Source organism: Celeribacter arenosi, from assembly GCF_039539485.1.
GTDB classification, from domain to species: domain Bacteria; phylum Pseudomonadota; class Alphaproteobacteria; order Rhodobacterales; family Rhodobacteraceae; genus Celeribacter; species Celeribacter arenosi.
The window spans coordinates 120748-143209 of the sequence record NZ_BAABDF010000002.1 but is presented as its reverse complement, the minus strand read 5'-3'; the positions used below and the strand labels follow the sequence as shown (position 1 = coordinate 143209).

Annotated in this window: 24 protein-coding genes; 7 read left to right on the top strand and 17 right to left on the bottom strand. The window is 58.2% G+C overall.

The window, feature by feature from the left end; translation table 11 throughout:
- The first annotated feature begins 205 nt into the window (after nt 1–205).
- Together ABD815_RS02180 and ABD815_RS02175 are read left to right on the top strand one after the other, a co-directional pair.
- A complete protein-coding gene (locus tag ABD815_RS02180) occupies nt 206–1117 on the top strand; it encodes a hypothetical protein (protein ID WP_344842856.1) in 912 nt (303 codons plus the stop codon).
- A gap of 254 nt (nt 1118–1371) precedes the next feature.
- Entirely contained in the window at nt 1372–1992 is a 621-nt protein-coding gene (locus ABD815_RS02175; RefSeq protein ID WP_344842853.1) for a hypothetical protein, read from the top strand.
- A gap of 71 nt (nt 1993–2063) precedes the next feature.
- On the opposite strand, the gene ABD815_RS02170 is transcribed toward ABD815_RS02175, so the two are convergent.
- The 9 genes from ABD815_RS02170 to aptA form a co-directional block, all read right to left on the bottom strand.
- On the bottom strand, nt 2064–3059 hold the full coding sequence (locus tag ABD815_RS02170) for an ABC transporter substrate-binding protein (protein WP_344842850.1): 996 nt from the start codon (nt 3057–3059) through the stop codon (nt 2064–2066).
- A 69-nt stretch (nt 3060–3128) separates the two neighbouring features.
- The gene (locus tag ABD815_RS02165; RefSeq protein WP_344842847.1) at nt 3129–3905 is read right to left on the bottom strand and encodes an ABC transporter permease; all 777 of its coding nucleotides are present in this window, start codon (nt 3903–3905) and stop codon (nt 3129–3131) included.
- Nucleotides 3902–4771: an ABC transporter permease gene (locus tag ABD815_RS02160; protein WP_344842844.1), complete on the bottom strand. Its 870-nt coding sequence runs from the start codon at nt 4769–4771 to the stop codon at nt 3902–3904. The genes ABD815_RS02165 and ABD815_RS02160 overlap by 4 nt, the downstream gene beginning before the upstream one ends.
- Nucleotides 4768–5196, bottom strand: a complete 429-nt coding sequence (locus ABD815_RS02155; RefSeq protein ID WP_344842841.1) for a GNAT family N-acetyltransferase — start codon at nt 5194–5196, stop codon at nt 4768–4770. Before ABD815_RS02155 ends, ABD815_RS02160 begins: the two co-directional genes overlap by 4 nt.
- Nucleotides 5197–5290: 94 nt before the next feature.
- Nucleotides 5291–6067 (bottom strand): ABC transporter ATP-binding protein, encoded by a 777-nt coding sequence (locus ABD815_RS02150; RefSeq protein WP_344842838.1) that lies wholly within the window; start codon nt 6065–6067, stop codon nt 5291–5293.
- Nucleotides 6068–6124: 57 nt separating this feature from the next.
- Nucleotides 6125–7579 (bottom strand): dihydropyrimidinase, encoded by a 1455-nt coding sequence (hydA, locus tag ABD815_RS02145; protein ID WP_344842835.1) that lies wholly within the window; start codon nt 7577–7579, stop codon nt 6125–6127.
- Nucleotides 7580–7668: 89 nt separating this feature from the next.
- Entirely contained in the window at nt 7669–8919 is a 1251-nt protein-coding gene (locus tag ABD815_RS02140; protein WP_344842832.1) for a Zn-dependent hydrolase, read from the bottom strand.
- A gap of 47 nt (nt 8920–8966) precedes the next feature.
- Entirely contained in the window at nt 8967–9803 is an 837-nt protein-coding gene (locus ABD815_RS02135) for a hypothetical protein (protein ID WP_344842829.1), read from the bottom strand.
- Nucleotides 9800–11128 carry an omega-aminotransferase AptA gene (gene aptA, locus ABD815_RS02130; RefSeq protein ID WP_344842826.1) on the bottom strand — a complete coding sequence of 443 codons (1329 nt, stop codon included), beginning with the start codon at nt 11126–11128 and terminating at the stop codon, nt 9800–9802. Before aptA ends, ABD815_RS02135 begins: the two co-directional genes overlap by 4 nt.
- A 292-nt stretch (nt 11129–11420) precedes the next feature.
- On the opposite strand from aptA, the gene ABD815_RS02125 reads away from it, so the two are divergent.
- Together ABD815_RS02125 and ABD815_RS02120 are read left to right on the top strand one after the other, a co-directional pair.
- Nucleotides 11421–12059, top strand: a complete 639-nt coding sequence (locus tag ABD815_RS02125) for a TetR family transcriptional regulator C-terminal domain-containing protein (protein ID WP_344842823.1) — start codon at nt 11421–11423, stop codon at nt 12057–12059.
- Nucleotides 12060–12168: 109 nt separating this feature from the next.
- Nucleotides 12169–12762, top strand: coding sequence for a hypothetical protein (locus ABD815_RS02120; RefSeq protein WP_344842820.1), 594 nt, complete (start codon nt 12169–12171; stop codon nt 12760–12762).
- Between the two features lie 15 nt (nt 12763–12777).
- Here the strand turns inward: ABD815_RS02120 and preA are convergent, their stop codons facing one another.
- Together preA and ABD815_RS02110 are read right to left on the bottom strand one after the other, a co-directional pair.
- A complete protein-coding gene (gene preA / locus ABD815_RS02115; RefSeq protein ID WP_344842818.1) occupies nt 12778–14082 on the bottom strand; it encodes an NAD-dependent dihydropyrimidine dehydrogenase subunit PreA in 1305 nt (434 codons plus the stop codon).
- A gap of 3 nt (nt 14083–14085) precedes the next feature.
- Complete coding sequence (locus ABD815_RS02110) at nt 14086–15423, bottom strand: NAD(P)-dependent oxidoreductase (RefSeq protein ID WP_425549830.1); 1338 nt, start codon at nt 15421–15423, stop codon at nt 14086–14088.
- 238 nt (nt 15424–15661) lie between these two features.
- Between ABD815_RS02110 and accB the strand changes: the two genes are divergently transcribed.
- The 3 genes from accB to aat are packed head-to-tail and all read left to right on the top strand — an operon-like array spanning nt 15662 to nt 18215.
- A complete protein-coding gene (gene accB / locus ABD815_RS02105) occupies nt 15662–16147 on the top strand; it encodes an acetyl-CoA carboxylase biotin carboxyl carrier protein (protein ID WP_344842816.1) in 486 nt (161 codons plus the stop codon).
- Between the two features lie 13 nt (nt 16148–16160).
- Nucleotides 16161–17513, top strand: coding sequence for an acetyl-CoA carboxylase biotin carboxylase subunit (gene accC, locus ABD815_RS02100; RefSeq protein ID WP_344842812.1), 1353 nt, complete (start codon nt 16161–16163; stop codon nt 17511–17513).
- A gap of 57 nt (nt 17514–17570) precedes the next feature.
- Entirely contained in the window at nt 17571–18215 is a 645-nt protein-coding gene (aat, locus tag ABD815_RS02095; RefSeq protein ID WP_344842810.1) for a leucyl/phenylalanyl-tRNA--protein transferase, read from the top strand.
- Here the strand turns inward: aat and ABD815_RS02090 are convergent.
- The 6 genes from ABD815_RS02090 to ABD815_RS02065 all read right to left on the bottom strand — a co-directional run bounded on the left by ABD815_RS02090 (nt 18179) and on the right by ABD815_RS02065 (nt 22198).
- A complete protein-coding gene (locus ABD815_RS02090) occupies nt 18179–18721 on the bottom strand; it encodes a DUF2155 domain-containing protein (protein ID WP_344842807.1) in 543 nt (180 codons plus the stop codon). The two genes, aat and ABD815_RS02090, sit on opposite strands and share 37 nt — an antisense overlap.
- Nucleotides 18718–19170 carry an outer membrane lipid asymmetry maintenance protein MlaD gene (gene mlaD, locus ABD815_RS02085; RefSeq protein WP_344842803.1) on the bottom strand — a complete coding sequence of 151 codons (453 nt, stop codon included), beginning with the start codon at nt 19168–19170 and terminating at the stop codon, nt 18718–18720. The genes ABD815_RS02090 and mlaD overlap by 4 nt, the downstream gene beginning before the upstream one ends.
- Complete coding sequence (locus ABD815_RS02080; protein WP_344842800.1) at nt 19171–19554, bottom strand: NADH:ubiquinone oxidoreductase subunit NDUFA12; 384 nt, start codon at nt 19552–19554, stop codon at nt 19171–19173.
- A 161-nt stretch (nt 19555–19715) separates the two neighbouring features.
- Nucleotides 19716–20108, bottom strand: coding sequence for a RidA family protein (locus tag ABD815_RS02075; protein ID WP_344842798.1), 393 nt, complete (start codon nt 20106–20108; stop codon nt 19716–19718).
- Nucleotides 20109–20129: 21 nt separating this feature from the next.
- Nucleotides 20130–21398, bottom strand: coding sequence for an ATP-dependent Clp protease ATP-binding subunit ClpX (clpX, locus tag ABD815_RS02070; protein WP_344842796.1), 1269 nt, complete (start codon nt 21396–21398; stop codon nt 20130–20132).
- Nucleotides 21399–21571: 173 nt separating this feature from the next.
- Entirely contained in the window at nt 21572–22198 is a 627-nt protein-coding gene (locus ABD815_RS02065) for an ATP-dependent Clp protease proteolytic subunit (protein ID WP_344842793.1), read from the bottom strand.
- Nucleotides 22199–22462 lie beyond the last annotated feature (264 nt).

Sequence of the window (22462 nt, the reverse complement as noted above, 5' to 3'; positions counted from 1 at the left end):
CGACACAGGCGCAATGGGCGACATCTCAACCCTCGCCGACCCTTCCGTCGTCGAAGAGCTCATTGCGAATTCGATGTATAACGAAAAATAGCGACCCGCACATCGCAACCGGATCAGGCCGCGGGCACACCCCCCGCGGCCTTTTTCATGGACCGCACGCCATGCCGTTAACCTGCTGTTAGCCATGATTGCGCCAGATGGTGTAATGGAAATCACCCCCATCATTTCACGTGCGGATTGGGACGCGCTCGCGGATATGGCCGATGCCGCCCTGCCCCAACGGTGGATTTATGGCGCGGCTGCACAGGCCGTGGGGAGAGACGTCATGCGCGTGGCCATTGGCGACCCTGACCGGCCCGCCGCCATCGCGCAGATCATCACACGTCGCATCGCGGGAATGTCCGTTGGCCTGATTTCACGCGGGCCGATATTCCTGCGCGCCGGTCACGCGCGCCCTGTGCTACGGGCCCTTCGCGCCGCCACGCCTGCGCTTACACTGATGACACCCGAGAACCCGATTGGCGCATTCTCCGTGGTGACCGGACTTGAATCGGCGACCCTAAACCTCACGCCCCCACTGCAGGACTTGCGCGCGGGACTGCACGGAAAATGGCGCAATGCTTTGGTTCAAAGCGAACGTGCAAACCTCCCCGTCGCGCAGCCAGATGTCACGCCAGAAGCGCTCATGCCCCTACTGGCAGCGGAAAAGGCGCGTCAGGCCACGGGTAAATACCGCGCGCTTCCCCCCGAGTTCTCCCTCGCTTTACACGCCGCGTCAGCGCGCGACCTGTTGCTGCTTACCTGTCTCGATGCGCAAATGCTGTTCGTACTTCACGGCACGTCCGCGACCTATCATATGGCCCATGCCGGTGCGCGCGCGCGTTCGGCGAATGCTCACAATCTCATGCTCTGGCGCGCGATCGGGGTTCTAAAATCGCGCGGGGTTCGCCATCTCGACCTCGGGACCATCGACAAAGACCGCGCCCCCGATCTCGCTCGGTTCAAAATGCGCACCGGCGCGAAGATCCATCGCCTCGGTGGAACCGGACCGCTCATCGCGCCATCAGGGCGCGCGCCTGTCAGCCCCGTGATGCCAGAAGAAGTTCGACGCGTTTGAGCGCCTCTTCGATCAAATGGTCGACCCTATTCATCTCGCTCCCTTTCAAATCTGACATGCCGCGACGTTGCGATATTCTAAGTGGACACTGTGCGCCGCGCGGTTGCGCGGGTTCAGGGAGCACAAAGGATTTCCAAACATTTTGAGACGTCCAAAGTTCCCTCAAAAACGAAAAATTCTTTTAGGAACAACAGCCCTCCTCCCCGCATTGACTGATCAGAAACGACAAACGATCAACACTAAGGAGATCTGTTATGACGAACATGAAAAAAACACTGATGACCGGCGCTGCTGCTCTGACCCTCGTTGCATCGGGCGCTTTCGCTCAGGAAGCAACCACCGAGACCGACCTGTCTGCCCAAGTGGACAATGGCGAGGTATCTGCGGATGTTGACACCGGCGTCAAAGCCGACATGAACGACGCCCTCGATGACATGGGTATCGCTGCTGAAAATGCCACTGAGGCGACGGGCGATGCGATGTCGGACGCTGCAGACGGCGTATCCGATATGGCCAATGATATGGGCGATGCGGTCGGCGAAGCTGGCGTAACTGTGTACGCATTCAGCGAAGAGACTATCGACGAAATCACGGGCACCAAAGTTTTGTCCGCCGAAGGCAATGACATCGGTGAAATCGATGGCTTTACCAAAATCGACGGCGAACTCGTGGCCATCGTCGGTATGGGTGGCTTCCTCGGCATCGCGGAACACGATGTGGCCGTTTCGGTGGAAAACTTCACCCGCGTTGACGAAGACACGCTGCGCATTGAAGGTCACACCGAGGCCGAACTCGAAGCGATGGTCGACATCGACCAGAGCGAAATCGAATGGATTGATGGCGACCTCACCTTTGCCGAAGTCCACATGATGTAATCGCCACGCGCGTCAAAAATCAGGCCCCCGCAGATCGCTGCGGGGGCCTTTTTCATGCAATCAGGTTGCACTTATTTCATGGCGGCATCTGTGATGAGCGTTGTGTAGGCGCCTTCGGGCTCTTTGGTGATCACAGGATCGGATCCGCCAGACAGGAGCGATTCAACCGTGCGCTCGTAATCCGCCACGTCGAGCGCGCCGTCGGAACCGGCGGTCAGTTTAGCCACCTCACCCATCATGCGGATCTGGTGTGACTCGGTCTGTGCACCGGTCTCGTCGTACTCCAGAACGATCATCGCCGCATCTTCGGGGTTCTCTTCCGCCCATTTCCAACCTTCCATGGAGGCCGAAACGAAACGCGCGAGCTTGTCGACCATCGCCTCATCGTCGAGGGAGGATTCGAGCACATAGAGACCGTCTTCCAAGGTCGCCACGCCCTGATCCTCATACTTGAAGGTGATCAGATCATCGGCGGAAATGCCCGCGTCAATCACCTGCCAGTATTCATTGTAGGTCATGGTCGAAATACAGGCGGCCTGTTTCTGCAGAAGCGGATCGACGTTAAAGCCCTGCTTGAGAACCGTGACGCCACCCTCGGAACCATCGGTCGCCATGCCCAGTTTGCCCATCCACGACAGGAACGGATATTCGTTGCCGTAGAACCAGACGCCCAAAGTCTTGTCTGCAAAGTCTTCGGGTCCGGTGATGCCGCTTTCCTTGAGACAGGTCAGCATCATGCCCGACCCTTTGAACGGCTGCGCGATGTTGACCACCGGCGCTCCGTTTTCACGTGCAGCCAGAGCGGAGGGCATCCAGTCGACCATTACATCGGCACCGCCACCCAGCAGGACCTGAACCGGTGCAACATCGGGACCGCCCGGTTTAATCGTCACGTCCAGATCAGCCGCTTCATAGAAACCTTTTTCAAGTGCCACATAGTAGCCCGCAAACTGGGCCTGCGTGACCCATTTAAGCTGAAGCGTGACTTCATCGGCTGCAAATGCGCCCGTCGCGAAACCTGAACCCATGGCGGCCAGAGCGGCAGCGCTCGTCAGTAGCTTTTTCATATCAGTACAACCTCCAAGTTGTTTAAATGCCGAGGATTTTCCCCGTGCGTGTTAGAAACGCGGGGGGTCTTACCCGCGTTGGGATGGATGCCAGAAAGTCACCTTTCTTTCGATGCCCGCCACGATCCCGTAAAGGGCCGTGCCGGTCACTGCGGACACCACGATTTCAGCCCAAACCATGTCCGTTGCCAAGCGTCCCATCTCTGTCGAGATGCGAAAGCCCATGCCCCGGATCGGAGAGCCAAAATATTCAGCGACAATTGCCCCGATCAGCGCCAGAGAGGTGGCGATCTTCAGGCCATTGAACAAAAACGGCAACGCCGCAGGGCCACGCAACTTCGTCAAAGTCTGAACGTGCGAGGCGCCATAGGTGCGCATCAAATCCCGCTGCATAGTATCCACCGCGGCAAGACCGCCGAGGATATTGACCAGCATCGGGAAGAACACCATCACCGCCACAACCGCCGCCTTTGAATGCCAGTCAAAGCCGAACCACATCACCATGATGGGCGCGAGACCCACAATCGGCAAGGCCGCAAAGAAATTCGCGACCGGCAATAGGCCGCGTTTGAGAAAATCGAACCGGTCAATGATCACCGCCAGCACCAATGCGGCCAAGGTGCCCATCCAAAGCCCGTTCAGCGCGCCTTTGACGACCGTTTGCACCCAGTCGCCCCATAGCGTTGGACCCGAAGATATTATCGCGGCCCATATCGCCGACGGGGGCGGCAGGATCGCAGGCGACACACCAAAGGCGCGCACCCCCACTTCCCAAAGTGCCAAAACCAGTATTCCGAACCCGACCGGCCAGCCGATCCTTTCAATCAAGGTATCTGAACGCCTCATATCGCGCGCCCTCCCATGAAGTGACGTGCGCCCTTTTCGACGCTCCCGACGAGGAAAATCAGGATCGCGGCGAGCACCGCTGCGGAAAACAACGCCGCCCACATGATCATCGGTTCGCCAAATTGCGACCCGATCAACATCCGCGCGCCCAAACCTGCAATCGCGCTGGTGGACAATTCAGCCACCACAGCGCCCACAAAGGCGGCCGCGACGGCCACTTTGAGCGAGGCAAAGAAATAAGGCATCGAGGACGGCAGGCGCAGTTTCCAAAAGACTTCCCTCCTGCTGGCACCATAGGTGCGCAACAGATCCAGCTGCATCTGATCGGGGCTGCTCAGCCCTTTCACCATGCTGACCAAAACCGGATAAAAGCTCAGATAGGACGCGATGATCGCCTTTGGCACCATCAACGTGCCCGCGCCTACTGCATTGGACAATACCACGATAATGGGCGCCAAGGCGACGATGGGAATGGTTTGGGAGATGATCGCCCACGGCATCAACGTCAGCCGCCCGACCCTGCTGAGCACAATGATTGTGGCCAATACAACCCCGCCTATAATGCCGAATGCAAAGCCCAGCATCGTGGTTTTGAGCGTGATCATGCCCTGATAGACCATCGAGCGTTTCGAGGTGATCTTCTTTTGAACCGTGGTCTCCCACATCTCGGAGACGATTTGATGCGGCGCGGGCAAGAGTGGTCGTTTCTGGCTCATCGTGTCGCTGACCAATTCGCCAAAACTGACCTCGACGCCTGCGCGTGCGGCCTGATCGCGCGTCCATTGCGAATTCATCGCGACAGCGGCGGCGTACCAAATCACGACGAGTGCCGCGACGACTGTGAGGACCGGAATGATACTTCTCATGCCCGCCACTCCATTCGCAATTCCTGCGGATCGCCCTCTTTCGCGGGCGCCATTTCATGCAACGCCACAAATCCCTCGCGCACATAGAACCGCTGCGCATCCAGATTGGCGACATGGGTGTTCAGGGTGATGACGCTTCGCCCTTCCTTGGCCTTGTCGACCAATGCTTTACCCAACCCCTGCCCGCGCGCACGCATGTACAGGCCGGTGATGTGGGATTTTTCGGGATCAAGCGCGAGGTAGCCCGTGACCGGATCCCCCGCCACCCAGATTTCGCGCGCCTCAAACATCTTGTGAAACATCGCCGCGATCTGTTCGCCGTCCGGTGCGGGCGGAGTCCAAGGGGTTTCGGCCTCCCATGCGACAACGATATCGGCCATGGCGGCGATGTCGTCCCGAGTGGCTCTGCGCACAGCCCCACTCATCGCGCGCTCCTGCAGAAGGGATCAAACAAAGGATCAGCCGACGTCACGCAATAGTCGCCCGCCCGTTTTAGGGAAATTTCGACGACGGCCCCGATCATGCCGCATGGCCCTCGCGAAGCCCCTCACGGACCCGGTGAGCCAACGCGATAAACTCCGGCGTGTCGCGAATTTCGAGCGGGCGTTCCTTGGGCAGAGGGCTGTCGATAACATCGGTGATCCGCCCCGGTCGCGGTGACATCACGACAATCTTGGTCGACAGATAGACAGCCTCCGGAATCGAGTGGGTTACAAAGGCGATGGTCTTTTGGGTGCGCGCCCAGAGCGCCAAAAGCTCTTCGTTCAATTTGTCGCGCACAATCTCGTCCAGCGCCCCGAAGGGTTCGTCCATCAGCAGGATATCCGCGTCAAAGGCCAGAGCCCGCGCAATACTCGCACGCTGCTGCATCCCACCAGATAGCTGCCAGGGGTATTTTCCACCAAATCCATCCAAATCAACGAGTTGCAGGACCTTATTGATGCGATCAGTCATCTCCGCACGGGGGAACTTCATGATTTCGAGCGGCAGCTTGATATTGCCCGCAATCGTGCGCCACGGATAGAGGCCGGCGGCCTGAAACACATAGCCATAGGCACGGCTTTTGCGCGCCTCTTCGGGGGTCAGCCCATTGATCGTCAACGCCCCGCCTGTAGGTGTTTCCAACCCCGCAATGCAGCGCAGAAACGTGGTTTTGCCACATCCCGACGGCCCGATGAAGGACACAAAGTCACCCTTCATGATCTCCAGATTAACACCGCTGAGCGCATGCACCGGCCCGTCATTGGTTTGGAAGGTAAGGTCGACGTTCTTTGCGTCGATCACTGGTCTTTGCATATTCATGCCCCCTTGAACGGCGCGCCAAATCCCGGCACGCCGTTTAATTTCAATATCCTAGACGCCCGTCGCCGGAATGCCGGTCCGCTCCACAGGGCGCGGTGCGCTCAGCTCTTTCCATTTGCTCAACGCCGTGTTCACCGTCGCATTCGCATCGCGCGCGACGAATTCCCCATGACCCTCTTTCGCTTTGAGTTCCCCGTCATCGACGGCCACATAGCCACGGGTCAAAACGTAACGCGGCAGGCCTTTGACCTCCACGCCCTCAAAGACGTTGTAGTCAATCGCAGAGGCCTGTGTCGCGGCGCTGATTGTTTTGGTTTTCTCGGGATCCAGCACGAGGATATCCGCATCGGAACCGACCAGTATTGCGCCCTTTTTCGGGTAACAATTCAATATCTTGGCGATATTTGTTGATGTGACAGCCACGAATTCGTTCGCCGTAATGCGCCCCGTCTCGACACCCTTGGTCCAGAGCACCGGCAGCCGGTCTTCGAGGCCTCCGGTCCCGTTCGGGATTTTCGAGAAGTCGCCCACGCCGAACCGTTTCTGTTCGGTCGTAAATGCGCAGTGATCCGTCGCCACACAGGACAGAGTCCCCGACGCGAGACCGGCCCAAAGGCTATCCTGATGCTGTTTGTTTCGGAACGGCGGCGACATCACGCGGCGTGCGGCATGGTCCCAGTCTTCGTTGAAATACTCGCTCTCATCGAGCACCAGGTGCTGGATCAATGGTTCACCCCAGACGCGTTTGCCCTGCATCTTGGCGCGCCGGATCGCCTCATGGCTCTCCTCGCAGGAGGTATGCACGACGTAAAGCGGCGCTCCGGCCATATCCGCGATCATGATCGCGCGGTTTGTCGCCTCGCCTTCGACCTGCGGCGGGCGCGAATAGGCATGCGCCTCCGGGCCGGTATTGCCCTCGGCCAGCAGTTTGGCTGTCAGTTCGGCCACCACATCGCCGTTCTCGGCATGCACCAGCGGCGTCGCGCCGAGTTCCGCGCACCGTTTAAAGGAGGCATACAGCTCATCATCATTGACCATGAGCGCGCCCTTATAGGCCATGAAGTGTTTGAAGGTGTTGATGCCCAACTCTTCGGTGACCACTTTCATCTCGTCAAAGACCTGCTCGCCCCACCATGTGATCGCCATGTGGTAGGAATAGTCACAGGCCGCCTGCCCCGATTTGTTGTCCCAGACCTTATAGGCGTCTAGCAGGCTCTCACCGGGGCTCGGAAGGCAGAAATCCACCACCATTGTGGTGCCCCCCGCCAGAGCCGCGCGTGTCCCGGAGGCAAAATCATCCGCGCTATAGGTACCCATAAAAGGCATCTCGAGGTGCGTGTGTGGATCGATCCCGCCGGGCATGACATAGCAACCGGTGGCGTCGAGGATCTCGTCACCGCTGAGATCAGGGCCGATCTCGACGATCTTGCCGCCGTCAATTTTAACGTCCGCCTTATAGGTCAGGTCGGCGGTGACGATGGTTCCGTTTTTGATGACTTTGGTCATGTCATGTCTCCTTGTCGGGTAAGTGAAACGTCTGATGCGTTCCTGCTCAACATCTGATCAGATTTATCGAAATTATGAGGACGGGGCGCTCACCCCACAACCTCCGCCGTCTCGAGCACCGCGTGCAGCAGAACATCCGCCCCTGCTGCCGCCCACTCGGGGCTGATGTCTTCGGCTTCATTGTGCGACAGCCCGTCCACGCAGGGACACATGATCATCGCCGTGGGTGCGACATCGTTGATCCAGCAGGCGTCATGGCCCGCGCCGGACACGATATCCATATGGAAATAGCCGAGCTTCTCTGCGGCTCCGCGCACGGCGGCCACGCAGGCCTCGTCAAAGGCGGGTGGATCGAACTGGCCGACAACTTCCGTCTCCAATGACACCTCGATATCGGCACAAAGAGCAGGCGCTCGGGCGTAGAATTCTTCGAGCATCGCATCGATCACATCCTGCAGGTGCGAGCGGAAATCGATGGTGAATACGACCTTGCCGGGAATGATGTTGCGCGAATTCGGATAAACGTCGATGTGCCCGATGGCACCGACGGAATTGGGCTGATGCTTCATTGCGATTTCATGGACCAGCTCGGTGATGAGGGCCAAACCACGACCGGCGTTCTTGCGCATCGGCATCGGGGTCGAACCGGTATGGCTCTCCTTGCCCGTCACCGCGCATTCGATCCAGCGCAGGCCCTGACCATGGGTGACGACGCCAATGTCGCGCCCCTCTGCCTCCAAAATCGGCCCCTGTTCGATGTGCAACTCAAACAGCGCATGCATTTTGCGCGCACCGACCTCTTCGTCGCCAACCCAGCCGATACGTTTCAATTCATCCCCGAATTTCAAACCCTTGGCGTCAACGCGGTCATAGGCCCAATCCTGCGTGTGCTTTCCGGCAAACACACCCGACGCCAACATCGCAGGCGCAAAACGCGTGCCCTCTTCGTTGGTCCAGTTCACTACGACGATTGGGTGTTTGGTCTTGATCCCGAGGTCATTCATCGTGCGCACCGCTTCTAGCGCGCCAAGCACCCCCAGAACCCCGTCGTATTTCCCGCCCGTCGGCTGCGTGTCCAGATGCGAGCCCATGTAGACCGGCAAGGCATCGGGATCGGTGCCCTCGCGCGTGGCAAACATATTGCCCATCGTGTCCACGCCCATGCTCATACCCGCCGCTTCGCACCACGTCTGGAACAGCGCACGCCCCTCAGCATCATCATCTGTGAGAGTTTGGCGGTTATTCCCACCCGCGATACCGGGACCGATTTTCGCCATATCCATCAGGCTGTCCCAAAGACGAGCCGAATTGATGCGGAGGTTTTGACCAACGTTAGTCATCGAGTGTTCCTTTCGCGTTCTGTACCGGGCATATCCCGAAATCTTAGTTAGGCTCGCGCTCCGAAAAAGGCGCGTCTGACACGCGCGGGCATCGGAAATGGCGCGATGCCGACCCGTGCGTCACCACTAAATCCACGCCTCAATCCCTTGAGGACGCCCACCACTTTGCGGAATGCTTTTGACGTAAACAGCGCCCGACGACGCTCATCCGAGGCCGCCGTCATCGACGCATTCGAATGGCGCACGCGGTAGATCGTTGCGCGGAATGGGACGGGGTGCCAATTGCTGCCGTTCTCGGGAAACCGTTCGAAAATCAAATGGTGGCTCCCGAGCTCCGAAATCGCGGCTTCGCTGGGACTATCCGCCGGCTCGTCAGTTGCCAGAAAAGCGGATTTCGGAATGACCAAGGACGACCCGCAGTGTTTGTGCAGCCGGTTCATCAACCCGATCCGGCGCGTGCCATCTTCCCAGAAATAGCCACGCGGCACGAACCAGAACCGGTCCGACGGATTGTCGGCGACAAATCCGGCGAGATCACGGTGAATGAGATCGTCATCATCAACGACCATCACCTGATCGCCCTCAACGGCATGAAGGAACCCCGCATGAATGCGCCGCCCCTTATCGAGCCGGATCATCCGCCACATATCCTGCAGTGCGACCCCGTCGTAATCCATGACCTCCGGCTCGAAATCGACCGGTTGGAAGGTGACCTGCGGCGGCAGCGGCGGCAATTCCTGTTCGCGATTGCCAACGATGACCGCCTTCCACGCGTCAGAGGTCTGGTTTGCGAAGGACGCCAAGAGATCGCGCAGACAGGCCTGTTGATGGGCGGTGTCTTTGACCATGCCCGGATGACGTATGGGGACTACGAAAACGATCATTGGATTTCGTTCAAAACCTCGCGCAGCGTCCCGAAGAGTGTGTCGATGTGCTCTTTTTCGATGATGAGCGGTGGCGACATTGCGATGATGTCACCGGTTGTGCGCACGAGAATGCCCTTTTCATAAGCCTTCAGGAAAGCGCTAAAGGCGCGCTTGGTCGGCGCGCCTGCAATCGGCTCCAATTCAATGGCACCGATGAGCCCCATGTTGCGGATATCAATCACATGCGGGCAGTCACGAAGCGAATGAAGACCATCCCCCCAATAGGACGCCAGGCCCGCTGCCCGCTCGAACAACCCCTCCTCGCGGTAGGTTTCCAACGTGGCAAGACCCGCAGCCGCCGCGATCGGATTGCCCGAGTAGGTATAGCCATGGAACAACTCGATCGCCTCTTCGGGTCCCTGCATAAACGCATCGTGGATATCGGAGGTCGCGAGAACCGCCCCCATCGGAATAACCCCGTTGGTGAGACCTTTCGCGCAGGTGATCATATCGGGCATGACCCCGAAATGCTCGGCAGCAAAGGAGGACCCCAGACGGCCGAAGCCGGTGATGACCTCGTCGAAAATCAACAGAATGCCATGCTTCTCCGTGATCGCACGCAGGCGTTCCAGATACCCCTTTGGCGGCATCAGAACACCGGTCGACCCTGCCATCGGCTCGACAATCACGGCGGCGATGGTTTCGGCCCCATGTAGCGCCACGATACGCTCCAACTCGTCGGCGAGTTCCACGCCATGTTCGGGCTGGCCTTTGGTGAATGAATTCACGGCAGGCAAATGGGTGTGGGGCAAATGGTCAACACCGGTGAGAAGCGAGCCAAAGAATTTACGGTTATTGACGATCCCGCCGACGGAAATCCCGCCAAAGTTCACGCCATGATACCCCCGTTCGCGCCCGATCAGGCGCGTGCGCGTCCCCTCGCCGCGAACGCGGTGATAGGCCAATGCGATTTTCAGAGCGGTCTCGACGGCTTCTGAACCGGAGTTGGTATAAAAGGCATGGGTGAATGGCTCCGGCGCCATTTCGACCAGCTTGGTCGCGAGTTCGAAAGCCTTCGGATGGCCCATCTGAAACGCTGGTGCGTAATCGAGCTCTGCGGCCTGCTTCTGAATCGCTTCGACGATCTTGGGACGGTTGTGGCCCGCGTTGCAGCACCATAGCCCCGCCGTACCATCAAGCACCTGACGCCCATCAGCGGTCGTGTAATGCATCCGGTCTGCAGAGACGAACATCCGCGGGTTCTTTTTGAACTGCCGGTTTGACGTAAACGGCATCCAGAATGCCGAGAGATCGTTCGGGCGTGTGTCGCCATCCATAGCCATTTTTGCCTCCGTCCCTTGTTGGAGTCGGGCCTTTTGGAGACCCGTTTGTGCAGCGGGATCAACACAGGTGAAACGTCGGCATGTTCCAAGGGAACCCGACAGACACCCACGCCCGCCTTTGACCATTTGGTCAAGACGAGCGTGACTTAGCGTTGCGCGACCGTCAATCCCGCCAACTCGCCGAAAAAGCAGGCACCACGGTTTCTCGACATATTTTTTAGCGATTGGCGGTATGCAATGGCGCTTTTTTTAGCAAACATGGGGGTCCCATTTCACAAACGCGCGCGGAACCATGGAATCACGACTGCATAAGAAGGCGCCTAAACCGCGAACGCGGATTCAGAAAAAGAACACTGAGACCATTCTGGATGCCGCGCTGGAAGTCTTTGCACAGCATGGATTTCGGGGCGCGACCCTGGACCAGATCGCAAAAGCGGCGGGCCTGTCGAAACCCAACCTTCTGTATTATTTCCCCTCCAAGGTCGCGATTCACCGCGCCTTGATGGACGTGTTGTTGAAGACCTGGCTCGACCCTCTGCGCGAAATGGACGCCAATGGTGACCCCGTCGAGGAAATCGTCGCCTATGCGTTGCGCAAGCTGGAAATGTCGCGCGAAATGCCGCGTGAAAGCCGCCTGTTCGCCAATGAAATCGTGCAAGGCGCTCCGAATATCTACGACAAGATCGAAGGTGAGCTCAAAGATCTCGTCGATGAAAAAGCCCGCGTGATTTCGGGGTGGATCGCGCAATCGTCCATTGCGGATATCGACCCCTATCACCTGATTTTTTCGATCTGGGCGACGACCCAGCACTATGCGGACTTTGACGTTCAAATCCGTGGCATCCTGCGTCCCGAAGAAGACACGCATTTCGATACGGCCCGCGTGTTTCTCGACCAACTCTATCGCCGGATTCTCACGCCCCTCAATTAGCCATGCGTTAACCAAACCCTAAGAAAACTGGGGACATTAACGGATCGTAAAGCCTAGGCTATTAACAAAGGAACTGGTGGGGGCTCCTTGATCGAAGGAGCGCCAGAAAATGTCCAACGTACTCGGCGTGCCAGCATTCGGTGGCGGTGGCTTTGTCCAACGCGCCTCTGTGGATACGCATCAACCTGCGGTGCCAGAAGTTGCGCCGGTTTCCAAAGGCGAAACCACGTCGAACCATCAGGGAACCGGTCTGCCGGACTATCGCAGCCACACCAACACCGACACGCAAAGCTCCGACACGAAAGACGGGGAAACCGTCGCACGTCTGCGCGCGGAACAGGACGCGCAGGAAACCGCGCGTGCGGCCCGTACAGACGAAAACGTCATTGCAGGACCGACACCGGCTTTTCAGGCGAGCGTGTTGGAGGTGGAACGTGATCTGAAAAATGTCATAGCGCGCGTTGAAGCGAAACGTACCCGCGACGCGGATAGTGCGGCCATCGCGCCCGCGGGAGTGGATGCGAAAAACGCGCAGGCAACAAAGGATGAGCCCCAACAAATTGCAGATGCTCAACCGCCAGATATCAACAAACAACAGCCGCTAACGGCGCAAACCCATGAAACCGTTGATCCGGAGGTTAAATCCGCAGGTGCAGCCGCGATTGCAGCTACACCCTACGATCCAGTGCCAGACCAGCAATAGAAGGGCGATACCGCCCTACTCCGCCGCGCTGGCTGACGGGTTATTGGGGTGCGTCGTCCAGTTGGCGTAATCTGCCTCGACCACTTTGCCCGTCCGTTCGTCCAATTCGCCGGGCGTCAGGGTTTTCATCGTGATGCACCCCTCGACGGGACAGACGTTGACGCAAAGATTACAGGCCACGCATTCATCGTCTTTGACGGTGAAGGTGCGGTCAGGCGACATTGCAATGGCTTGGTGACTGGTGTCCTCACAGGCCGCGTAGCAGCGACCGCATTTGATGCAATCATCCTGTGAAATCACGGCCTTGGTGACGTGATTGAGGTTGAGGAACTGCCAGTCGGTCACATTCGGAACCGCACGACCGACCAGATCGTCGATGGACGTGAAGCCTTTTTCATCCATATATTGCGAGAGGCCGGAGATCATTTCCTCAACGATTTTAAAGCCATAGGTCATAACCGCCGTGCAGACCTGAACATTTCCCGCACCGAGCGCCATGAACTCTGCCGCATCACGCCAGGTTGTGATGCCGCCGATGCCTGAAATTGGCAACTCACGGGTTGCGCCGTTGCGCGCGATTTCGGCGACCATGTTCATCGCGATCGGTTTGACCGCGGGACCGCAATAACCGCCATGGGTGCCTTTGCCGTCAATCATCGGTTCGGGCGAAAAACTATCGAGGTTTACACCTGTGATCGAGTTGATGGTGTTGATGAGCGACACCGCATCCGCGCCACCGCGCGCCGCAGCTTCGGCAGGGAAAAGGATGTTGGTGATGTTGGGCGTCAGTTTGACGATGACCGGTAGGTCCGTCGCCTCCTTACACCAGCGCGTCACCATTTCGATATACTCGGGCACCTGACCGACGGCCGATCCCATGCCCCGTTCCGCCATCCCGTGTGGGCAGCCAAAGTTCAATTCGAACCCGTCCGCGCCTGTGTCGGCAATGCGTGGAATGATCTCTTTCCAATCCTTTTCCTCGCAGGGAACCATGACGGAAGCGATGACAGCACGATCAGGATAATCCTTTTTCACGCGGGTCATTTCGTCGAGGTTGACCTGCAACGGGCGGTCGGTGATCAGCTCGATGTTATTCAATCCCAGAAGACGGCGATCCGCCCCCCAGATTGCGCCATAGCGGGGGCCGTTGACGTTGACCACGGGGGGGCCTTCGGCACCCAGCGTTTTCCAAACAACGCCGCCCCATCCGGCCTCGAAGGCTCGGCGCACGTTGTACTCTTTGTCGGTTGGCGGCGCGGAGGCGAGCCAGAATGGGTTCGGGGATTTGATACCACAGAAATTGGATGTCAGATCGGCCATGGCTTAGCCCTCCATAAGAGTTGCGTGGATGTCTTCGGCGGCGTCGCGACCTTCGGCCACTGCCGTCACGGTAAGGTCCTCACCCCCGCTGGCGCAATCGCCACCCGCCCAAATGCCGGCAACGGACGTTCGTCCAACGGCATCGACCGCGATCTTGCCACCCTCGAGCGCCAGCCCTTCCGGCGCGCCAACCAACGTCTGCCCGATGGCGCGGAAAACCTGATCTGCGGCAAGGCGGAAGGTTTCCCCTGTTCCGACCAAACGACCGTCTTTTTCGGCGGTGAATTCAAATTCAACGTCTGCACAGGCGCCGTTGCCGTGAATGGCGACGGGCTTGGCGTTGTAAATGATGCGAACCCCTTTGGAGGTGGCCAAATCCTGTTCATAGAGAGAGGCGCCCATCCGGTCCCGGCCACGGCGGTAGACCATGGTAACCTGTTCGGCCCCGAGGAGTTTTGATTGCACGGCGGCGTCGACAGCCGTCATACCGCCGCCAATAACCACCACATTGCGCCCAACCGGAAGGGTGGACAGATCCGTCGACTGTCGCAAATCGGAGATGAAATCGACCGCATCAAGCACGCCGTCCTTGTCATCACCAGGCAGGCCGAGCGCATTCACCCCGCCCAAACCGATGGCCAAAAACACCGCATCGTGGGTCTCCTGCACGTCATCGAGCGACAGACCCGCGCCGAGTTTTTTGCCCGTCTCGACCGTGATCCCGCCGATCTGCAAAAGCCAGTCGACCTCTTTCTGGGCGAAGCCGTCAGGGGATTTGTAGGATGCGATCCCGAATTCGTTCAGCCCGCCCGGTTTCGGGCGCGCGTCGAACATGGTGACCGCATGGCCTTTCATAGCCAATCTATGCGCCGCGGCGAGACCTGCCGGACCGGCACCAACCACGGCCACCTTTTTTCCGGTTTCTGGCGCGCGCGTGTAGGGATGGGACTGTTTCGCCATCAGTTTGTCGGTCGCAAAACGCTGCAAACGGCCGATTTCGACCGGCTTGCCTTCCGCCATCTCGCGCACACAAGCCTCTTCGCACAAGGTCTCTGTGGGGCAGACCCGCGCGCACATCCCACCCAGAATGTTCTGGTCAAAAATCGTCCGCGCCGCAGCTTCGGGCGTGCCGGTCGAAATCTGGCGAATGAATAGGGGGATATCGATCGACGTCGGACAGGCCGTCATACACGGCGCGTCATGACAGAAATAACAACGGTCTGCGGCGACATGTGCTTCATGGGCATCGAGTGGCGGGTGCAGATCGGAAAAACCTTCAACATAGGCCTCAGCAGGCAAACGTGTTGATGCAATTCCTTCGGTGCGCGGGCTGTTTGTCACACTTGGCTCCCTGTCGGTTTTTATGGCTGATCAAAGCGTGGCAGGCTTTCATTTTTTATCAAGTGGTAAATTTTCTGAAGTTTGGTAGGCTCGCTCCAATGGGGAGTCTGTGCCTAAAAAACGAGCAAACGGACATGGGTTCAGGCGCACCTTCGCAACAGATGCGGCTTTTCACGCCCCGTGACGTGACGTATAAGCGCACCAACCCAATGGGCAGACACCGAAGAAACGGGGAACCATGAGCAAAACAAACGAAGCCGATGTTGCCTTTATTCAGGCCCTCGCAGAACTGCTTGATGCAAACGATCTCACCGAACTCGAAGTAAAGCGTGAGTATGGTGACAACGACCGCCTGAATGTGCGTGTTTCGCGCGCAAAAGAAGCAGCGCCAGTCATGCATGTCGCCGCCGCCGCGCCGGCACACGCGCCTGCAGCTGCTCCGGCAGCGGTCTCCGACGCCGCACCCGCATCAAGCGATCCGTCCGAGGACCCAAATGCACTCTCCTCACCCATGGTCGGAACCGCCTATCTGGCCCCTGAACCGGGAGCGTCGCAATTCGTCAAAGTCGGCGACAAGGTGTCTGAGGGTCAGACGGTTCTCATCATTGAGGCCATGAAGACGATGAACCACATTCCGGCACCCAAAGCCGGCACCGTGAAACGCATTCTCGTCGACGACGGCACGCCTGTCGAATATGGCGCGCCTCTGATGATCATCGAATAGGGCCAGAGCGCGCATGTTCGACAAAATCCTCATCGCCAATCGCGGCGAAATTGCCCTCCGTGTGATCCGGGCCTGTCGCGAAATGGGCATTGCCTCCGTGGCCGTCCATTCCGAAGCTGACGCAGACGCCATGCATGTACGCATGGCGGATGAAGCGGTCTGCATTGGCCCGAATTCCTCGACCCATTCCTATCTGAGCATTCCCGCGATTATCGCCGCCTGTGAAATCACCGGCGCCCAAGCGATCCACCCGGGATACGGCTTTTTGTCGGAAAACGCGGCTTTCGTTCAGATCGTCGAAGATCACGACCTGAAATTCATCGGGCCTTCTGCCGAACACATCCGGCAAATGGGCGACAAGATCACGGCAAAAGAAACCGCAGAAGCGCTTGGCATCCCCGTGGTGCCCGGCTCCAAAGGCGGCGTCCCTGACGTTGATAGCGCGAAAGAAATGGCCGCCGAAATGGGCTATCCGGTCATTATCAAAGCGACTGCTGGTGGTGGCGGTCGCGGCATGAAAGTGGCCAAAACCCCTGCTGATCTGGAAACCGCATTTCGCACTGCACGCTCGGAAGCTAAAGCTGCCTTTGGCAACGACGAAGTCTATATGGAGAAATATCTCCAGAGACCGCGACACATCGAAGTACAGGTTTTCGGAGACGGCCAAGGCGGCGGCGTCCATTTGGGTGAACGCGACTGTTCGCTGCAGCGTCGCCACCAGAAAGTGTTCGAGGAAGCCCCCGGCCCCTCCATCACCCCCGAAGAGCGGGCTCGCATTGGTGGCATCTGTGCCAAGGCTATTGCCGAAATGGGCTATAGCGGCGCGGGCACCATCGAATTTCTCTACGAGGATGGCGAGTTCTACTTCATCGAGATGAACACGCGTCTGCAGGTTGAACACCCCGTGACCGAGGCTATTTTCCGTCAAGACCTCGTACGCGAACAGATCCGCGTCGCGGCCGGTGAAAAACTGTCCTTTAAACAGGAAGATCTGGTTCTCGACGGCCATGCCATCGAAGTGCGGATCAACGCAGAGAAACTGCCGAACTTCTCGCCCTGCCCGGGCGTTGTGACCCATTATCACGCGCCCGGTGGTTTGGGCGTTCGGATGGATAGTGCGCTCTACGCAGGCTACAAAATCCCGCCCTACTACGACAGTTTGATTGGCAAACTGATCGTCCATGGCCGCGACCGCGACGAAGCGCTCGCACGTCTCAGCCGTGCCCTCGGCGAGTTGATCGTGGATGGCGTCGATACCACGGTTCCGCTTTTCCATGCCCTTCTGGCAGAAAAGGCCGTGCAAACAGGGGATTACAACATCCACTGGCTTGAGAAATGGCTAGAGGCCAACGTCGAAACAAAATAAGGAAAGGTCGCCTCGGGCGGCCTTTTCTTTTGCATCTGCGCGCGCCAAAGTCGACACATGGACCACGTCGATCTGAACCCTGAACTTTTGCTACAGGCCTATGCCAACGGCGTTTTCCCGATGGCCGAAAACCGCGATGACGACGACATCTACTGGGTCGATCCAACGCACCGCGGCGTGTTCCCGCTCGACAGCTTCCACATCTCTCGAACCCTCGCCCGCACGATCCGAAGGGGGCGATTTTCGGTCACGCTCAATCGTGATTTCGCGGGCGTTGTGGATGGTTGTGCGGCGCGCGAGGAAACCTGGATCAACGACACGATCTACGATCTTTATCTCTCCCTGAACGATCTTGGCTATGCTCATTCCGTTGAGGTCTACGAAGGCACATCCTTGGTTGGGGGCGTGTATGGCGTGACGCTCGGGTCGGCGTTTTTTGGGGAAAGCATGTTCTCGCGCCGCACGGATGCCTCGAAAGTCGCGCTCGCCTATCTCGTGGCGCGCCTGAAAAGAGCCGGTTTCACGCTATTTGACACGCAGTTCCTGACACCGCATCTGGCCTCGCTCGGTGCGATTGAAATCCCGCGGGAAGAGTACAGAGCGCAGTTGGCCGAAGCTTTGCAAAGGCCCGTGGATGGCACCGCATTCACGGCGCCACTAACGCCTCAGGACGTGCTGCACGAAAGAGGCCACACATCGTAGCGGGCGTGATCCATCGCGTTCAGGGCAGGACTGGACGCGACCATCCAACCGGTAAACACCGGCTCCTGTGCGCCCTCTGCGGCTACCACGACATGAACATAGGCGTCCCCGGAAGGGTTCCCTTCGGGAAAGCGGCAGTCATCGAGACGAACTGCGATTCGCCCGAAGACGGCGATTTCGCCCGTTTTAAGCGTCAAATCCTCAACCTGACCGGTCAACCGGTCGAGCGCCCGCAAGGTAGCCCCAGGTGCAGAGACCACACGTTCCTGCAGTTCGGTCGTGATGTCATTCAGTTCGCGTTGGAACCCTTCGCTCGGCAAACTCTGTAGATCTTCGAGCGTGAGTCCCCCTGCACCGAACCCGCCTGCCCCGTCGTCTTCAAGCGGCTGGATCAGGATTTGGTCGACACCGGTCGCGAGGTCGTCATCAATCGGCGCAGTGGTATCCTGCGCCCAAACAGGAGCCACACCAAATGCGATCACGCCAACCCAGCTTGCGAGTTTCATTGATCGCCGCTTCCACTGACAAATTTGAGCAGGAGATTGATCAGGCTGACCGCACCTTGCGTGTCCGCAATTACCTGACCGTCTTCGAGATTGAACATCGATCCACCGGGTACGAGTTCAACAAAGTTTCCGCCCAACAAACCCTCGGATGACACCAAAGCCGCCGTGTCATCGGGGAGTTGGAATTCACTCTCCAGCGCCAGCTTGGCTTCCGCACGGAAGGTTTGTGGGTCGAGCCCCAACTCCGTCACGGTGCCGATCTTGACGCCGGCGAGGCGAACGTCTGAACCGACGCTCACGCCCTCTGCCGAGCGGAATGAGGCCGTAAGATGGTAGACATCACCCGACGCGCCGCCAAAGCCGGTTACTTGGCCTGCGTAGACCAAAAAGCCGATGGCGAGCGCCAAAACACCCGCCCCGACCGCGATTTCTGTGCGGTTCGTCGTCATTTATTCGGGCTGCCAAGCCTCGTAATCGGCACGCTCGACAGGAGCCGCGCGCCGGATCGACCCAGCAGGAGCATAAGCCGCCGCAGACCCTGTCAGGTTCTCGACATGCGGTTTTTCCCAAGGTTTATGATCGAGTTCCTCGTGGCCGGGATGATTGTTGAACGTGTGGTGCAACCAACCGTGCCATGCGGGGCTGATGCGCGACGCTTCCACTTCGCCATCAAAGATAACCCAGCGACGTTTGTCGTCTTCATTGCGGTAGTACACGTTGCCCTGTGCGTCCTCACCAACTTTGATGCCGTGACGCCAAGTGAAAAACTGCGTGCCGAAGGTCTGGCCCTTCCACCACACGAGCGCGCGCAGAATGGTGTTGCCGATGCCCATGATCATGCCTCGTTTGATAGGTTGCCCAATCTATGAACCATCCCGCGACGGAGGTCCAGAGGCTAGGCGATGGTTGAGTACGCTTTGACCTTACGCTGCACCGCACATGGCGACGATCAGCGCGATGCAGACGGAAATTCGCCATGGGGCAGAAATTGGCCCTAGCCCTGAGTTCCGGGCAGGCGCGCCGTCACTTCAATCTCGATCTTCATTTCGGCGTCGATCAAACCCGCAACGATCATCATCGCGGCAGGCGGGTTATCACCGAAAACCTCGGCAAGAATTGGCCAGCAGAGTTCAAAATCCGCCCTGTCCGGCAACACATAATTCACCCGCACCACATCGGAAAAACTCGCCCCCGCCTCCGCCAGCGCACGACCGATCACATCCAAAGTATTGCGGCATTGTTCGCGCACGTCTTGGGGCATGGTACGCGTGACCGGATCGGCACCGGTCGAACCGGACACGAACACCCAGCCGTCGGTAACGGTAGCACGACAGTAGCCGATTTTCGGCTCATAGGGCGATCCGGAATGGATACGTTTGATTGCCATGAGACGATCCAAGAAGGAAGGTTAGCCCGCGTTGGCCTCTTTGGGATCATCTTCGGAGTAGATAATCAAAGGACGCGCATCTGACGTCACCGCCTCTTCATTGACGACGACCTCGCTCACATTCTCCATGGTCGGAAGTTCGAACATGGTATCGAGCAAGATGTCTTCCAGAATGGACCGCAGACCACGAGCACCGGTCTTGCGCGCGATCGCACGCTTCGCGATGGCACTCAGAGCCTCTTCGGTGAAAGTCAAATCGGCAGTCTCGAGCTCGAACAGGCGCTGGTACTGTTTGACGAGCGCGTTTTTCGGCTGCGTCAGAATGGTGATCAACGCATCTTCATCGAGGTCCTCGAGAGTAGCGAGCACTGGCAAACGACCGACAAACTCGGGAATGAGACCGAATTTCAGCAGATCTTCGGGCTCCAGCTCTTTGAAAAGCTCGCCCACGCCACGATTCTCGTCGTTCTTCACATCCGCGCCAAAGCCCATCGCCGAGCCTTTGTTGCGCTGTGCAATGATTTTGTCGAGGCCGGCAAATGCCCCCCCGCAGATGAAGAGGATATTGGTCGTGTCCACTTGCAGGAATTCCTGCTGTGGATGCTTGCGACCGCCCTGCGGCGGCACGGAAGCCACGGTGCCTTCCATGATCTTCAAAAGCGCCTGCTGAACACCCTCGCCCGACACGTCTCGGGTGATCGAAGGATTGTCGGATTTGCGCGTGATTTTATCGACTTCATCGATATAGACGATGCCGCGCTGAGCACGTTCGACATTGTATTCCGACGCCTGAAGCAGCTTCAGGATGATGTTTTCGACGTCTTCACCGACATAACCGGCCTCGGTCAATGTCGTAGCGTCGGCCATCGTGAATGGCACATCCAGAATCCGTGCCAAGGTCTGTGCCAAAAGCGTCTTACCGCAACCGGTAGGGCCGATGAGCAGGATATTCGACTTTGCCAACTCGATATCGCCGGCACCTTTGGCGGCGTGGTTCAACCGTTTGTAGTGGTTGTGCACCGCGACCGAAAGGACCCGTTTCGCCGTTGCCTGACCAATCACGTAATCGTCCAGAACGTCGCAAATATCCTTTGGCGTCGGAACGCCTTCGGAAGATTTCAGACCCGAGGATTTCGTCTCCTCACGGATGATATCCATGCAAAGCTCTACGCATTCGTCGCAAATGAACACGGTCGGACCCGCAATCAGTTTACGCACCTCATGCTGGCTCTTTCCGCAGAACGAACAGTAGAGGGTGTTTTTGCTGTCACCGCTGGACGAATTGCTCATTGCATTCCCCTAAGGCCATCTGGCCGTCGTTTTCCGGTTTAGGACGGCCCCGCAAGGCCGACCGTTCAAGCCCATTAGGGCACAAGTGTAAGGCAGCGGATTCTTGGGCACAATGCCAAAATCCCTACCTGAGTGACCGCCGAAACGCTGTCCTAGCGTGCCGGCGACCGAGTTCATTCATCAACCGGAACGGCGCGGCTTTCCACGATTTCGTCGATGAGACCGAACTCCTTGGCGTCTTCGGGGGACATAAAGTTATCCCGCTCGAGCGCGTCGACGATTGTCTTGATCTTTTGGCCGGTGTGTTTGACGTAGATCTGGTTCAACCGATCCTTGAGCTTCTGGGTCTCCTGCGCGTGGATCATGATGTCCGTGGCCTGACCTTGATAACCGCCCGACGGCTGGTGAACCATGACGCGGGAGTTCGGCAGGGAGAAACGCATGCCCTTCTCGCCGGCTGTCAACAAAAGCGACCCCATCGAAGCCGCCTGCCCCATGACCAGCGTGGACACTTTCGGCCGGATGTATTGCATGGTGTCGTAGATCGACAGACCGGAGGTCACAACGCCACCCGGGCTGTTGATATACATCGCGATCTCTTTGGACGGGTTTTCCGCCTCCAGAAAGAGAAGCTGGGCACAGATCAGCGACGACATGCCGTCATGGACCGGACCATTGAGGAAAATGATCCGCTCTTTGAGCAGCCGCGAGAAGATATCATAAGCGCGTTCACCACGGCTGGTCTGTTCGACCACCATCGGCACAAGCGTGTTCATATAGGTATCAATCGGGTCTTTCATCGTCGCCTGCCTGTCTACTGTCTCGGGGAATGCTAGCGTGGAAGTGTTACTTGAATCTTAGTTTCGCCCAACAGGACCTGCAAGAGCAGCCCCCCATGTGCGGTTTTGCGTCAACGGGACCTTCACGTTTCCCCGTCACTCTTGTCTTTGGGCGCATAGTCATCGGGATTGAATGCCCAAAAATACTGATGCGCCAGATAGGCCGCACAGGCGACGAAGATTACACCGAACCCCCAGTTCCCATGTGGCGTCAACAATTCGACC